Source organism: Bradyrhizobium sp. 1 (assembly GCF_023073315.1).
In the GTDB taxonomy this organism is placed as follows: Bacteria; Pseudomonadota; Alphaproteobacteria; order Rhizobiales; family Xanthobacteraceae; genus Bradyrhizobium.
In genome coordinates this window covers 549508-562098 of sequence record NZ_JADPJH010000034.1, presented here as the reverse complement: position 1 = coordinate 562098, position 12591 = coordinate 549508, and the positions used below count along the sequence as shown (strand labels likewise).

Genomic DNA, 12591 nt, shown 5'->3' with positions numbered 1-12591 from the left:
CGTGACCGCGCCGATGACGGCCGCGGCATCTGCACGCTTCGTCAGTCGAGAATCAGTTGAGAACAATACCGGCCGACAGCCTGCAACGTAAAGATGGCAGCAAGTCGGCCGGCTCCCGCACAAGGTGCATGACGGGTGAACATGCAGGTTAGCGCCGTCCGGGTGCTGGAACGACGTGCGTGAAGCTGGCTATCCGGCAAGGGTGTCGTGAAGTATCCGCGGTGACGGCTCCCGCGATGTCATGCCGACACTGCGCAAACGCCAGGTCAGGCCGCCGATAACCGCAGGCGAGCCCTGAGCAATTCAGCGGCGATCTCGAATTCCGGAGCGAGCGCGTCATACTCGGCCTCGACCTTTGGGTCGGCCAGAAGGCGAGCCTTGAGCTTCTCGAACGGGATTGTCATGTGATCTCCTTGGCCTCGGCCGACCTATTTTATCAGATTTCGGTGTGGTTTACATTTCCAGCACCGCTGCCTCGCGCAAGGAGACGGACGCGTGCTCGAACATGTTCTCAGATTCATGACGCTCGGGACGGTCATCGTCGGCATGACGGCGATCTACGTAGCGCTCCACACCAACAACCGGCGTCTGGGCGCGGACATCTTCCTGCGATATTCCGACCGGGTCTCCGACCTGCGGCGCCGCCTGCCGGTCGCGGTGTTCCTCGAACAAGGGGCCGATGGCGGCCTCGAGGTGACGGCGGACGAGCGGCGGGCCGTGCATGAAATCATCCACGCGATCTTCGAGCTCTACGAGCTGAAGGTGCACGGCTTTTTCCCGGCGGAGATCTGGAAGATCAGGGAGCCCGATATCGAAAGGCTGCTGTCGCTGCCGGTGTTCCAGCAGGAGCTCGCAAGCCTTGAAGGCCGATATACCAAACACCCGCGTTTAGTGGCCTGGCTTGACAAGATCAGAGGTCAGCAAGAGCTGGCCTGACCTGCGCAACGGGTCAGGCGATTGCCTCACCGCCACCCCAGCGCCGGCGCGATATGCTTCAGGATCGCTTCGATCGCATGCGCGCAGTAATCGACACCGAGCTGGTTCGGGATCGTCAGCAGCAGCGTATCCGCCTCCGCAATCGCCTCGTCCTGCCGCAACTGCTCGATCAGTGCATCCGGCTCGGCCGCATAGCTTCGCCCGAAGATCGCGCGCGTACGCGGGTCGATGAAGCCGATCTGGTCTTCGCCGCCGCGCTCGCCGCCGAAATAGGCGCGGTCGCGATCGTCCATCAGCGCAAAAATGCTCCGGCTGACGGAGACGCGGGGCTCACGGCTGTGGCCGGCGTCCTTCCACGCGGCGCGATAGCCGCGGATCTGGGCAGCCTGCTGCACGTGAAAAGCTTCGCCGGTCTCGTCGTTTTTCAGCGTCGAGCTCTGCAAATTCATGCCGTGCTTCGCCGCCCACACCGCGGTCGCGTTCGAGCCGGCGCCCCACCAGATCCGTTCGCGCAGGCCCGGGGCATGCGGCTCGAGCCGCAGCAGTCCCGGCGGGTTTGGAAACATCGGCTGCGGATTGGGTTTTGCAAAACCTTCGCCGCGGAGCAGGTCGAGGAAGACCTCGGCATGGCGCCGCCCCATGTCGGCATCACTCTGGCCCTCGGCCGGCTGGTAACCGAAATAGCGCCAGCCATCGATCACCTGCTCGGGCGAGCCGCGGCTGATGCCGAGTTGGAGCCGTCCGCCGGCGATGAGGTCGGCGCTGCTTGCGTCCTCCAGCATGTAGAGCGGGTTCTCGTAGCGCATGTCGATCACGGCCGTGCCGATCTCGATTGTGCTGGTCCTGGCGCCGACGGCGGCGAGCAGCGGGAAGGGCGAGGCGAGCTGGCGCGCGAAATGATGCACGCGGAAATAGGCGCCGTCCGCCCCCAACTGCTCAGCCGCAATCGCAAGCTCGATGGATTGCAGCAGCGTATCCGCGGCCGAGCGGGTCTGCGACTGCGGCGAGGGCGTCCAGTGCCCGAACGAGAGGAATCCGATCTTTTTCATGAGCGTCATTTAATGATGGCGGGGACGGCGTCAACCGCCTGCGCTGGCGGTGCGGGTATGCGATGGAGCGGCGCGAAATGTTCAGCGCGTTCGACCAGGAGATCCAGAAAACGTCGCGCGCGCAGCGACATCCAGTGCGTCTCCGGATAGACCGCATGCAGGGGCAGCGCGGCGATGGTGTAGTCCGGCAGCACATGCTCGAGCTCGCCGCTGCGCAGCCCGTCCGCGGCATTCCAGTCGGGCAGGATGGCGATGCCGAGATGCTGCATCGTCGCCTCCTGCATCGCATCGGCATCGTCGACGTGAATCGGTCCGTTGATCGATGCGACGTGGCGGCCATGTTCGGAGTCGAAGACCCATTGCTGCGCCAGCGACATCCGCGAATACACGATGCACTGGTGTGAGGTCAGGTCATCCGGCGTCCGCGGCAGCGGGCGGCCGTGCAGATAAGTGGGCGTCGCAACCAGATGGCGCTGCACGGTCCCGAGCCGGCGGGCGACCAGCGTGCTCGCTTCCAGATGTCCAATCCGCAGCGCAAGCTCGATGCCTTCTTCGACAAGATTGACGAATCGCTCGCTGAAGCGGATGTCGACCCGCACCTCCGGATAATTCCGCACATACTCGGCGATGACAGGCATCATGTAGCGGCGTCCGAACGACGACGGAACGCCGATCCGGAGCGTGCCGGTCGGGCGGGGTGCTGCCTGTTCGACACTCGACCGCGCCATGTCGAAACTGTCGAGAATCTGCCGCGCGAGATCGTAGATGCGGTGCGCTTCCGCCGTCGGCTTCAGCGTGCGTGTCGTCCGCAAGAACAGCTGCGTTCCGAATTCGCTCTCCAGCATCGCGATACGCTTGCTGATGGCGGGCTGGCCGATGCCGAGCTCCTTCGCCGCAGCCGAGAAGCTGCCACCCTCCAGGGTGCGAACGAAAGCACGCAGGCAATCGATCCGGTCCATAATTCATTCCGATCTGGAATAAATTATATCCTATCTATTCCGTAGTGGGCAAGGCGGTGGATCGCTAGGCTCCCTCGAAACAAGCCGTGACAGGGCAGGAAATCAGGGGAGGGCATGACGTGGCACGCAACATCGGAATCGTCGGCGCGGGAATCGCAGGACTGCATCTCGCGCTCTACCTTCAGAAGCATGGCGTGGAGGCCACCATCATCACGGACCGGCCGCCCGAGGATTACAGAAATAGCCGGCTCCTCAACACCGTCGCGCATCACCACGTGACCCTCGCACGCGAAGACTATCTCGGTGTCAATCATTGGACCGATCCGAAGGACTATTATGATTACCACGACCATGTCTTCAATTTTCCGCAGCCGCTGAGCTTTCGCGGCGATTTCTCGAAGCCGAGCCGCGCCGTCGACTACCGGATCTATCTCCCCGCGCTGATGCAGGACTTCATGAAGCGTGGCGGCAGGATCGAATATCGCCGTATTGAAGAACGCGACATCCGTCCGCTGGTCACCCGCTTCGATCTGCTGGTCGTCTCGACCGGCAAGGGGCCGCTGGGCCAGCTCTTCACCTACCGTCCCGAGCACACGCCCTATTCGCAGCCGCAACGGCGGCTCTGTGTCGGGCTCTACACCGGTGTGCGGCAGCCCGATCCCATGAACGTCACGCTCTCGGTCTCACCCGGCCACGGCGAGATGATCGTGATCCCGACCATCACCTTCGGCGGCATCGCCAACGCGCTGCTGATGGAGAACGTGCCCGGCGGCGACATGGAGGAGCTGGCGACGCTCAGCTACGACGACAACCCGAAAAATTTTCTGAAGGTGCTGCTCGGAAAGCTGGAGAAGCATCATCCCACCACCTACGACCGCATCGACACCGCACGCTTCGACCTCGCGCAGCCGCAGGATCTCCTGCAAGGCGGCGTCGTCCCGACTGTGCGCAACACCATGGTCGAATTCGACGACGGAAAATGCGCGATCGCGCTGGGCGACGTCCATGCCATCGTCGATCCCATGATGGGCCAGGGCGCCAATGTCGCCTCCTACGCGGCCTTCGTGCTCGGCGAGGAGATCGTCAGCGCCGAGGCGTGTGATGCGGGCCTGTGCGAGAAGATCGATTTGAAGCGGCAGGACCGCGTACTGGCGGCCTCGCGCTGGACCAATGTGATGCTTCAGCCGCCCACGGAAGCCTTGGGCATGCTGATCGGCGCGATGAGCCAGAATCCAGCATTGGCCAACGAGTTCACCGAGAACTTCAATTACCCGGACCGGCAGTGGGATCGCATCTCCACGCCGCAGCGCATCCAGGCCTGGATCGACCGCATGTCGGCGCCGCCAGAGCCGGTCAGGGCGATTGCGTGAGGATCGATGCGGGCGAGGAATGACATGCCGCGCGCCAATCCCGCATCATTCCGCGAAGCCGCATCGCGCTTTGCAACCGGCGTCGCTGTGCTGACTGCGCTCGACGAGCACGGCCGCGTCTGCGGCATGACCGCGAACAGCTTCGTCACCGTCAGCCTGTCGCCGCCGACCGTGCTGGTCTCCGTCATGCCCGGCCGCATGCACCGCGCGATCTCGGCGACCGGCCGCTACTGTGTCAACGTGCTGCCGGATCACGGAAGGGACCTGTCGCGGCATTTCGCGAGCCAGCCGAACACGGGCGCCAGTCCGGATTACGAGATCGTGGACGGCTTGCCGCGCTTGTCCGACTGCATGGCCTGGTTCGCCTGCGAGGTCACACGACAAATCGATGTCAGCGACCACACGCTGATCATCGCCGAAGTCTCGACCTGCGACTACCGCGACACCACGCCGCTGGTGTTTTTTTCCAGCCGGTATCATCGCGGGGCGGGGGTGCCGGTGGATCGGTGATGCCTGAGCACTTCAGGCCTAGGCCACCCAGCCGCGGAACGTGAAGCCGGCGTAGAACAGGGTCGGGTCGGAGAAGCCTGCGTCGCGCAAGATCACGACGTCCTGTTCTGGTGCAAGAATGCTCAACTGGCCGTCGACCGCCTTTCGCGCGGCGGCCGCCTTGTCGGGCTCGACTCCGGCTGCGGCCAGAAAGGCAGAATACCGCGAGAGCCAAACCGGCCGTTCATCGTCGTCGCCGGGGATGCTGAAATGGGCCGCGACGAACGGCGCGCCGGGATTGAGGCGGCGGCGGATTTCGGACGCTATTCGCAGCCGTTCCTCGACATCGACGAAATGCAGGGTCAACAGGCACGTCGCGCCGTCGAACGGCCCCTCCGGTGCATCGTCGATATAGCCTTGGTGCAGACGCGCGCGCGATGCGAGCGGACCCAGCGTCTCCTTCGCCAGATTCAGCATCGCGGCGGACGGGTCCACGCCATCGAAGGTCCAGCGCGGCCGCGCTTGCGCAAAGGCATTCAGCTCCAGGCCGCCGCCGGCGCCAAGAACGAGTATTCGCGCATCTTCACGCGCACGCTCGCCCAGAAGGATCGCCGCCATGGACAGCATCGAATTGTAGCCGGGAACGAACCGCGGCGGTCCTTCGGTGTATTTCGCCACCATTTGCGGATCGGAGAATGCGCTTTGAACGTTGGTCAACATGTTGTCCTGCTCGTGAATTTCGTCACGCGTGATGCGTGCTCATGCCCTGAAGCTTTCGGGAACCGAGGCGCTTGCGCAGATCGTCGCCCAGCATCGCCAGCGTCACCTCGCCAAAGCGCGCCAGCAGCAACGCCTCTGCATCGCCAAATGCCTGATCGAGGGCGGCGTTGACGGCCTGCTCGACGAGGCAGCCGGGTGCCTCCGTCCGGTTGCCCATGGCCAGAAGCGTGGGACGGCCGAGCGCGATGTAAACGTCGCGCAGCGTCACCTTGGAAAGGTCGCAAGCGAGCGTCCAGCCGCCGCCATGCCCCTTCTCGGAGCGGACATAACCGAGGTCCCGCAGGCCTGCCATGATGCGACGGATCACCACCGGATTGGTGTCCATGGCTTTCGCCAGGGTCTCGGACGTGAAGGAGCCCGGCTGATTCGCCATGTGCAGCAGGACGTGAAGTATGCCGGATAGACGACTGTCGCGTTTCATGTAACTTTATATGTTGCATGATGCCGCGAAGTCAATCACTCTCAAATCAGAGGCCAAGTCATGGCCAGCCCAGTTCGAAAATCTGGAGCGAAAGAGGTCTGCTCTCCGAGATCAAGAATGATCGGTGCCGCAATCGCCGTGAGGTGGAGCACGATCCATTTTTTTTCCGGCGGGTCGAGCCGGCGCGGAACAGCCTGCGCGCAGGACGCGACACCGTGGTCAGTCGTGGATGATCGCCATTGCTTCGATCTCGACCCGTGCGGAAGCTGGCGTGAGGGCGCTGACCTGAACGAGCGTGCTCACGGGACGGATTTGATCGAAGACCTCGGAATGAGCGCGAGCAACATGTTCGGTGTCGGCCAAGTCTAAAACGTACACCACCGTGCGTACGACGTGGTGCATTCCTGCGCCGGTCCTGGCCAGTGCGTCGGCTATGATCGATAGCGCGGCCTTGGCTTGGGTGTAGGCATCGCCGCCGAGCTGCGGCGTGCGGGCCGTCGTACCCGACACAAGGACCTGGTTTCCGACGCGGACGGCGCGCGAGTATCCGTATGTGTCTTCGAAATCGTAACCCGACGAGACGTTCTGTCTTGGCAAGCGAGTGCTCCTGCATGGTTCGGTGGGCGCTCGACATTCATAGCCCACGCTGCGCTGGTCCGCGTCAAAGCGGCGCTCGAGGCTCTATAGATACTTCAGCAAGCGGGACTTCTGCGGGGGCCGCCGAGCGGATCTGCCTCGTAATCCCGCGAGGCCGAGCGGAATAGCTTGCGCGCGGGACGCGGTGTGAAGCCTGAGGATATCGATCTGAGGCGCGGTCGGCCTCCGCGTTACGCAACGCCCAATGATGCCATCATGCGCCTGTTTTGCCCGACGGGTCAACTGCTGTTTCGTAAAAACAGAAAATTAATGGCGTTTGCGAAGGGATCGCGCTTGGAGAAATGCAGAGGCGCGATGACAAATCATCCCAGATCTGGCCGAGCTTTAAGTCTTTGATTTTGCTGCCGCCCGCTACTGTGCATGGGGTTGTTTTCGATATTTTTTTGCAGCGGCTCGAATGCGTCGGACCTCATCCGGCTCTCGCCCGCTACTTCATCACCCGCAGGTTCTTGGTCGTGAACCGCTGCGTCTTGTCGCCGGGGCGCAACGGTCGTCGCGTGCCGGCGGCCTTGCCGGTGCCGGGGGGCTGGTGTGCTGGGACCAACTGGTCGGGGCGGGAGCCGATCAGGTCGGCGCGGCCCATCGCTTTCAGAGCTTCCCGCAGCACCGGCCAATTGTCGGGGTCGTGATAGCGCAGGAACGCCTTGTGCAGCCTTCGCTGGCGCAGCCCCTTGATCGCCTCGACCTTGTCGCTGCCGCCGCGGCGCACGCCGCGCAAGGGGTTGACGCCGGTGTGGTACATCGCGGTCGCGGTTGCCATCGGCGAGGGCAGGAAGGTCTGCACTTGGTCGGCGCGATAGCGGTTCTTCTTGAGCCAGAGCGCGAGGTTCATCATGTCCTCGTCGGTCGTGCCCGGATGCGCCGCGATGAAATACGGGATCAGGTAATATTTCTTGCCGGCCTGCTCGGCCGCAGCGTCGAACATCCGCTTGAACTTGTCGTAGGCGCCGATGCCCGGCTTCATCATCTTGTCGAGGGGCCCGCGCTCGGTATGCTCGGGCGCGATCTTCAGATAACCGCCGACGTGATGGGTGACGAGCTCCTTGATGTATTCGGGGCTCTCGACCGCGAGATCGTAGCGCACACCCGAGGCGACCATGACCTTCTTGATGCCCTTGGTCTCGCGCACCTTGCGATAGAGCCGGATCAGATCGTCATGCGAAGTGTTGAGGTTCGGGCAGATCTCCGGGAAGACGCAGGACGGCCGGCGGCACGCGGCCTCGACCTTCGGGTCCTTGCATGCCATCCGGTACATGTTGGCGGTGGGGCCGCCGATGTCGGAGATGACGCCCGTAAAACCCGGCGTCTTGTCGCGGATTTTTTCGATCTCGCGCAGGATCGAGCCTTCCGAGCGGTTCTGGATGATGCGGCCCTCGTGCTCGGTGATCGAGCAGAAGGTGCAGCCGCCAAAACAGCCGCGCATGATCGTCACCGAGAACTTGATCATGTCCCAGGCGGGAATCTTCGCATCGCCATAGGACGGATGCGGCGCGCGGGCGTAAGGCAGATCGTAGACCGCATCCATCTCCTCGCTGGTCAGCGGGATCGGCGGCGGGTTGAGCCAGAGATCGCGGTCGCCGTGACGCTGCACCAGCGGCCGCGCATTGCCGGGGTTGCTCTCCCGATGCAGCACGCGTGAGGCGCGCGCATAAGCTTCCTTGTCCTGCTCGACCTGCTCCAGCGCCGGCAGCCGGATCACGGTTAAGCCTTTGGTCCGCGAAGCACCCTCGTCGGCGGAGTCGAGATCGTCGGCGTGCAGTTCGGAATAGTCTTCGGGCACGCGGCGGAACAGGGCGACGCCCCTGATGTCGTCGAGCGCGCGGGGCGCTTCGCCGGCGGCGAGCCGCTGCGCCACCTCGACGACGGCGCGCTCGGCGTTGCCATAGAGCAGCAGGTCTGCCTTGGCGTCGGCCAGCACCGAGCGGCGCACCTTGTCGGACCAGTAATCGTAATGCGCGATCCGGCGCAGCGAGGCCTCGATGCCGCCGAGCACGACCGGCACATCCTTGAACGCCTCGCGGCAGCGCTGCGCATAGACGACGGTGCAGCGGTCCGGCCGCTTGCCGCCTTCGCCGCCGGCTGTATAGGCGTCGTCGCTGCGGATGCGGCGGTCCGCGGTGTAGCGGTTCACCATGGAATCCATGTTGCCGCCGGTGACGCCGAAGAACACTTTTGGCTTGCCCAACGCCTTGAACGGCTCGGCCGAGTGCCAGTCCGGCTGCGAGATGATGCCGACCCGAAAACCCTGCGCCTCGAGCAGCCGGCCGATGATCGCCATGCCGAAGCTTGGATGATCGACATAGGCATCGCCCGTCACCAGCACGATGTCGCAGGCATCCCAGCCGAGCGCGTCCATCTCGGCGCGGCTCATCGGGAGGAACGGCGCCGGCTTGCGCGGGCGTGCCTGGGCCATCAGGGGCTTTTCGGCGGTGATGATTTGGATGTCCATGGGGCATACGCATAGGACTGCGCGCCCCCGAATACAACCGACGGGTACGTGAAGAATCGCGGTTCCGCGGCCGGCCATCCGGCCCGCGCGGGCCCGTTAACTGTTCGCGAGCACCCGCCGGACCTCGGCAGTCGTGGCCGGTCCGCCGCCGTGCTCGTCGGGGATCAGCGGCGTGACGTCGAGGCCGAGGCCGGAGACCACCCAGGGCGCACCACGCGCTTTCTCCTCGGCCAGGGTGACCAGCGCCGCAAGGCCATAAGGCTTTGGCGGAAAGCAGAACGCAAACTGCTGCGAGAACATGAAGCGGTAGATCGGCATCTTCACGCCGCTCCCGCGGGCCAGCGCCGCGCCAACGCGGATGAAGCCGGGCTCGTAAATCGCGAAAGCGGGATGGATGCCGTGGCGCGCGGCAACGCTGAGCCCGTGGCGGATGTGGGTCTCCGGATTGAGATAGGTCTCCGCCGGCTTCGCCTCTGCATTGGTCACGGTCAGCGTAAAATTGACGCTGCCGGGATCGACCACCGCGAATTCGAGCAGGCCTCGTTCGGCAAGCCGCTCGCGCCTCCCTCATCCGTCCGCGTGAACGGTGCTTGTTTTGCAAGGCCGTATCACGGCCGCAGTGCGATGCCAGCGCCGTCAGCTGTGTGACGCCGTCCACATACCGGCGGGCTGCGCCGCGTCATCCTCCCGACAGTATCAAGGGAGAGATCCATGTTTTTTCTGATCGACGCGCTGCTGATCCTCGCGATGCTGTTTTTCCTGTTTCTGCCGATCTCCGATCGCAGGACGGTGCAGATGCGGCTCTGCATGGTTTGCGTGCTGCTGGCGGTGTTCTCGGTCTCGATCACGCGCACGCCTGTCGTGCCGGTGTTGCTCGCGAGCATCGCCTCGCCTCCCGGAGCAGTGCGCGTGCCGCATATGCATTTCAGCGATCCGTCTTCCGGATTCTCACCGCGGCCTGCGTCGGATATACAATTGCTCCACGGGCAGAGAAATTTCTGACGGCGATCATCGCGCAGCGTTCACTGCAACTAGTTCCATCAGTTCCAGATCATTTGCAGGAACCAACCTCGCCCGCGAACATTCTGACTTGAGGCACCGGCGCGAGCTCCGCTCGCGCGCGCCTCGGCATCCGGGCGCCAGTGCGCGCCATCGGACTTTTGCCTCGATGCTCGCTTTGGGGCGATGGGGGACTTGTGAGTACCGTCATAGAGAACTTGCTGGCGCGGAAACAGAAGCTCGTCGAGGAACTCGAGAAGGCGCAAGCCGTCGAAGATCGCGACAGGATCGAGCACCAGCTCGAGCAGATCAACACCGCGCTGGATTTTCTGGACCGGCCGGGATCGCAGGACGGGCGGTAGACGCGCTCAATCCAGTTTAAGCGCCTTGGCATAGGCCACGCCTGAATTGGTGATGTGCGTGGTCATCAGTGCTTCGTAGGCCGCAAACTCGCCGCGCGCGAAGAAATCGAGCAGCTTGCGGTGCTCGTCGAAGGACGTGCGGGTCCGCACGTCGATCGGTGAGGTCAGATTGGTGCGGAGCGCGGCAACGCGGCTAGATGCGAGCTGGTAGGATTCGGCGAGGTAGCGGTTGCCGCAATGGGCGAAAAGTCCCTCGTGGAACACGGCATCGGCACGGCCATAGGCGATGTTGTCCTTGGCTGCGACCGCCGGCTCCATTGCCGCGATCGCATCGCTCATTGTCTGCACCGCGCCATCACGATCGTGGCGGAAGGCAAGCTCGGCGGCCTTGGGTTCGAGCGCGATCCGGAAGGTGCAGAGCGCGGTGATGTCCTCCGCGCTCGGCGTAAAGACAAAACTGCCGACCTGCGGGCGGATCACCACGAGGCCTTGCGCCTGCAATTGGCCCATCGCCTCGCGCACCGGCGTGCGGCTGACGCCGAAGGAGTTCGCCACCATCTCCTCGGAGATCGCAGCGCCCAGCGCGAACTCGCCCTCGATGATGGCCTGGCGCAGCCGCTGCATCACGCGCTGCGACAGCGATTTCGGCGTATCGAGTTTCAGCGAGTGCATCTGCTCTCTCAGATCACCTTGCCGGGATTGAGCAGATGGTCGGGATCGAGCGCGGCCTTCAGCGTCCGCATCAGCGCGATCTCGGCCTCGCCCCTCGCATGGCCTAGCCACTTCTTCTTCAAGGTGCCGATGCCGTGCTCGGCGGAGACGCTGCCGCCCATCTCGCGCACGAGGCCATAGATGATCGCGTCCATCTCTTCCTTCGGCTGCTGCTCGATGGTGAGGCCGGTGACCCAGGACACCAGATGCAGATTGCCGTCGCCGATATGACCGTAATAGACGCTCTCGCATCCCTTGATGCCATCAGCGAGCGCGGCCTTGCAGCGCGTGACAAATTCGTCCATCCGCGCCACCGCAAGGCCGATGTCGTAGGAGATGTGCGGACCCAGCACCTGGCCGAATTCGGCGCAGATGTCGCGCACGCGCCAGAACGCTTGCGTCTGCGCCAGTGATTGCGCCACGGCGGCATCCGCGAGCAGTCCGCGCTCCATCAGCTCTTCAAGCCAGGCCTGGAAGCGCGGCGCGTCGATACTCTCGTCGGTGCCTTGCGCTTCCACCAGCACGTAGAGGCCCTGGCCTGCGGCGACCGGCGGCTTCACGCCGGCGCGATTCGTGATCACGTCCCAATAGTCCGGCCACATCACCTCGAACGCCGACAGCAAAGGCCCGAGCCCGCTGCGCGCGGCATCGAGCAGCGCGATCACCGCGGCATAGTCCTTCAGCGCGCAGAGCGCGGCCATGGTCGAGCGCGGCTTCGGAAACAGCTTCAGCACCACGCGGGTGATGATGCCGAGCGTGCCTTCCGAGCCGATGAAGAGATGTTTCAGATCGTAGCCCGCATTGTTCTTCATCAATTTGTTGAGGCTGGTGATGATGGTGCCGTCGGGCAGCACCACTTCGAGACCGAGCACCAGCTCGCGCGTCATGCCGTAGCGGATCACGCGATTGCCGCCGGCATTCGTGGAGAGATTGCCGCCGATCGCGCAGGAGCCGCGCGAGCCGAGATCGAGCGGAAAGAAGAAGCCGGCTTCATCCGCCGCCTTCTGGATCGTCTCCAGCGGCGTGCCGGCCCTGACCGTCATCGTCATCGACGCGCGATCGATCTCCTCGATGCCGGTCATGCGCTCCAGCGAGATCGCGACCCAGCCGGCTTCCGGCGAGGCGCCGCGACACAGCCCGGTCAATCCGCCCTGCGGTACGAAAGGCAGACGCGCCTGCCGGCACGTCAGAATCGCGTCGGCAACACCTTGCGCATCGAGCGGTCGGATCACTGCGCGCGGCGTTTGCGGCAGGCTCGCGCTCCAGTCGTTGCAATTGCGCGCCGGCACCTCGCTGCCAACGAGCACGGCGGCAGCTCCAAGCTTGTCGCGCAGGGCGCCGAGCAATTGGTCGGGACGCTCAATGGGGGTCACCATGTTCATGCGAGACCTCCTCTGGATTCGGCTGCG

The 12591-nt window shown here is 64.0% G+C and carries 14 protein-coding genes and 1 pseudogene; 5 read left to right on the top strand and 10 right to left on the bottom strand.

The window, feature by feature from the left end; genetic code table 11:
* Window positions 1–266: 266 nt before the first annotated feature.
* Window positions 267–404: a hypothetical protein gene (locus IVB29_RS32640; RefSeq protein ID WP_247507514.1), complete on the bottom strand. Its 138-nt coding sequence runs from the start codon at window positions 402–404 to the stop codon at window positions 267–269.
* A gap of 115 nt (window positions 405–519) precedes the next feature.
* Here IVB29_RS32640 and IVB29_RS32635 point away from each other — a divergent pair, with 115 nt between their 5' ends.
* Window positions 520–936 carry a hypothetical protein gene (locus IVB29_RS32635; protein WP_247507513.1) on the top strand — a complete coding sequence of 139 codons (417 nt, stop codon included), beginning with the start codon at window positions 520–522 and terminating at the stop codon, window positions 934–936.
* A gap of 26 nt (window positions 937–962) precedes the next feature.
* Here IVB29_RS32635 and IVB29_RS32630 read toward each other — a convergent pair whose 3' ends face one another.
* Together IVB29_RS32630 and IVB29_RS32625 are read right to left on the bottom strand one after the other, a co-directional pair.
* Window positions 963–1985 carry an LLM class flavin-dependent oxidoreductase gene (locus tag IVB29_RS32630; RefSeq protein ID WP_247507512.1) on the bottom strand — a complete coding sequence of 341 codons (1023 nt, stop codon included), beginning with the start codon at window positions 1983–1985 and terminating at the stop codon, window positions 963–965.
* A 5-nt stretch (window positions 1986–1990) separates the two neighbouring features.
* Window positions 1991–2944: a LysR family transcriptional regulator gene (locus tag IVB29_RS32625; RefSeq protein WP_247507511.1), complete on the bottom strand. Its 954-nt coding sequence runs from the start codon at window positions 2942–2944 to the stop codon at window positions 1991–1993.
* 119 nt (window positions 2945–3063) lie between these two features.
* Here IVB29_RS32625 and styA point away from each other — a divergent pair, with 119 nt between their 5' ends.
* Complete coding sequence (gene styA / locus IVB29_RS32620; protein ID WP_247507510.1) at window positions 3064–4314, top strand: styrene monooxygenase subunit StyA; 1251 nt, start codon at window positions 3064–3066, stop codon at window positions 4312–4314.
* Between the two features lie 6 nt (window positions 4315–4320).
* Entirely contained in the window at window positions 4321–4824 is a 504-nt protein-coding gene (gene styB / locus IVB29_RS32615; protein ID WP_247507509.1) for a styrene monooxygenase NADH-dependent flavin reductase subunit StyB, read from the top strand.
* A gap of 18 nt (window positions 4825–4842) precedes the next feature.
* On the opposite strand, the gene IVB29_RS32610 is transcribed toward styB, so the two are convergent.
* The 5 genes and pseudogenes from IVB29_RS32610 to IVB29_RS32590 all read right to left on the bottom strand — a co-directional run.
* A complete protein-coding gene (locus IVB29_RS32610; RefSeq protein WP_247507508.1) occupies window positions 4843–5484 on the bottom strand; it encodes a class I SAM-dependent methyltransferase in 642 nt (213 codons plus the stop codon).
* A gap of 61 nt (window positions 5485–5545) precedes the next feature.
* A complete protein-coding gene (locus IVB29_RS32605) occupies window positions 5546–6004 on the bottom strand; it encodes an Rrf2 family transcriptional regulator (RefSeq protein WP_247507507.1) in 459 nt (152 codons plus the stop codon).
* A gap of 219 nt (window positions 6005–6223) precedes the next feature.
* Complete coding sequence (locus IVB29_RS32600) at window positions 6224–6601, bottom strand: Rid family hydrolase (protein ID WP_247507506.1); 378 nt, start codon at window positions 6599–6601, stop codon at window positions 6224–6226.
* Between the two features lie 487 nt (window positions 6602–7088).
* A complete protein-coding gene (locus IVB29_RS32595) occupies window positions 7089–9110 on the bottom strand; it encodes a YgiQ family radical SAM protein (protein ID WP_247507505.1) in 2022 nt (673 codons plus the stop codon).
* A 96-nt stretch (window positions 9111–9206) separates the two neighbouring features.
* Window positions 9207–9653, bottom strand: a pseudogene (locus IVB29_RS32590) (3-keto-5-aminohexanoate cleavage protein); the annotation flags it as partial.
* Between the two features lie 168 nt (window positions 9654–9821).
* Here IVB29_RS32590 and IVB29_RS32585 point away from each other — a divergent pair.
* Both IVB29_RS32585 and IVB29_RS32580 read left to right on the top strand, forming a co-directional pair.
* Window positions 9822–10112 (top strand): hypothetical protein, encoded by a 291-nt coding sequence (locus IVB29_RS32585; RefSeq protein ID WP_247507503.1) that lies wholly within the window; start codon window positions 9822–9824, stop codon window positions 10110–10112.
* Window positions 10113–10306: 194 nt separating this feature from the next.
* Window positions 10307–10471, top strand: coding sequence for a hypothetical protein (locus IVB29_RS32580; protein ID WP_247507502.1), 165 nt, complete (start codon window positions 10307–10309; stop codon window positions 10469–10471).
* Between the two features lie 6 nt (window positions 10472–10477).
* Here the strand turns inward: IVB29_RS32580 and IVB29_RS32575 are convergent, their stop codons facing one another.
* Complete coding sequence (locus IVB29_RS32575; protein ID WP_247507501.1) at window positions 10478–11143, bottom strand: GntR family transcriptional regulator; 666 nt, start codon at window positions 11141–11143, stop codon at window positions 10478–10480.
* An 8-nt stretch (window positions 11144–11151) separates the two neighbouring features.
* Window positions 11152–12564, bottom strand: a complete 1413-nt coding sequence (locus IVB29_RS32570; protein ID WP_247507500.1) for an FAD-binding oxidoreductase — start codon at window positions 12562–12564, stop codon at window positions 11152–11154.
* Window positions 12565–12591 lie beyond the last annotated feature (27 nt).

Bases quoted from the DNA above. Each gene is read 5' to 3' on its own strand.
- IVB29_RS32640 (WP_247507514.1), bottom strand. From the start codon at position 404: ATGACAATCCCGTTCGAGAAGCTCAAGGCTCGCCTTCTGGCCGACCCA.
- IVB29_RS32635 (WP_247507513.1), top strand. From the start codon at position 520: ATGACGCTCGGGACGGTCATCGTCGGCATGACGGCGATCTACGTAGCG.
- IVB29_RS32630 (WP_247507512.1), bottom strand. From the start codon at position 1,985: ATGAAAAAGATCGGATTCCTCTCGTTCGGGCACTGGACGCCCTCGCCG.
- IVB29_RS32625 (WP_247507511.1), bottom strand. From the start codon at position 2,944: ATGGACCGGATCGATTGCCTGCGTGCTTTCGTTCGCACCCTGGAGGGT.
- styB (WP_247507509.1), top strand. From the start codon at position 4,321: ATGCGGGCGAGGAATGACATGCCGCGCGCCAATCCCGCATCATTCCGC.
- IVB29_RS32610 (WP_247507508.1), bottom strand. From the start codon at position 5,484: ATGGTGGCGAAATACACCGAAGGACCGCCGCGGTTCGTTCCCGGCTAC.
- IVB29_RS32605 (WP_247507507.1), bottom strand. From the start codon at position 6,004: ATGAAACGCGACAGTCGTCTATCCGGCATACTTCACGTCCTGCTGCAC.
- IVB29_RS32595 (WP_247507505.1), bottom strand. From the start codon at position 9,110: ATGGACATCCAAATCATCACCGCCGAAAAGCCCCTGATGGCCCAGGCA.
- IVB29_RS32585 (WP_247507503.1), top strand. From the start codon at position 9,822: ATGTTTTTTCTGATCGACGCGCTGCTGATCCTCGCGATGCTGTTTTTC.
- IVB29_RS32575 (WP_247507501.1), bottom strand. From the start codon at position 11,143: ATGCACTCGCTGAAACTCGATACGCCGAAATCGCTGTCGCAGCGCGTG.
- IVB29_RS32570 (WP_247507500.1), bottom strand. From the start codon at position 12,564: ATGAACATGGTGACCCCCATTGAGCGTCCCGACCAATTGCTCGGCGCC.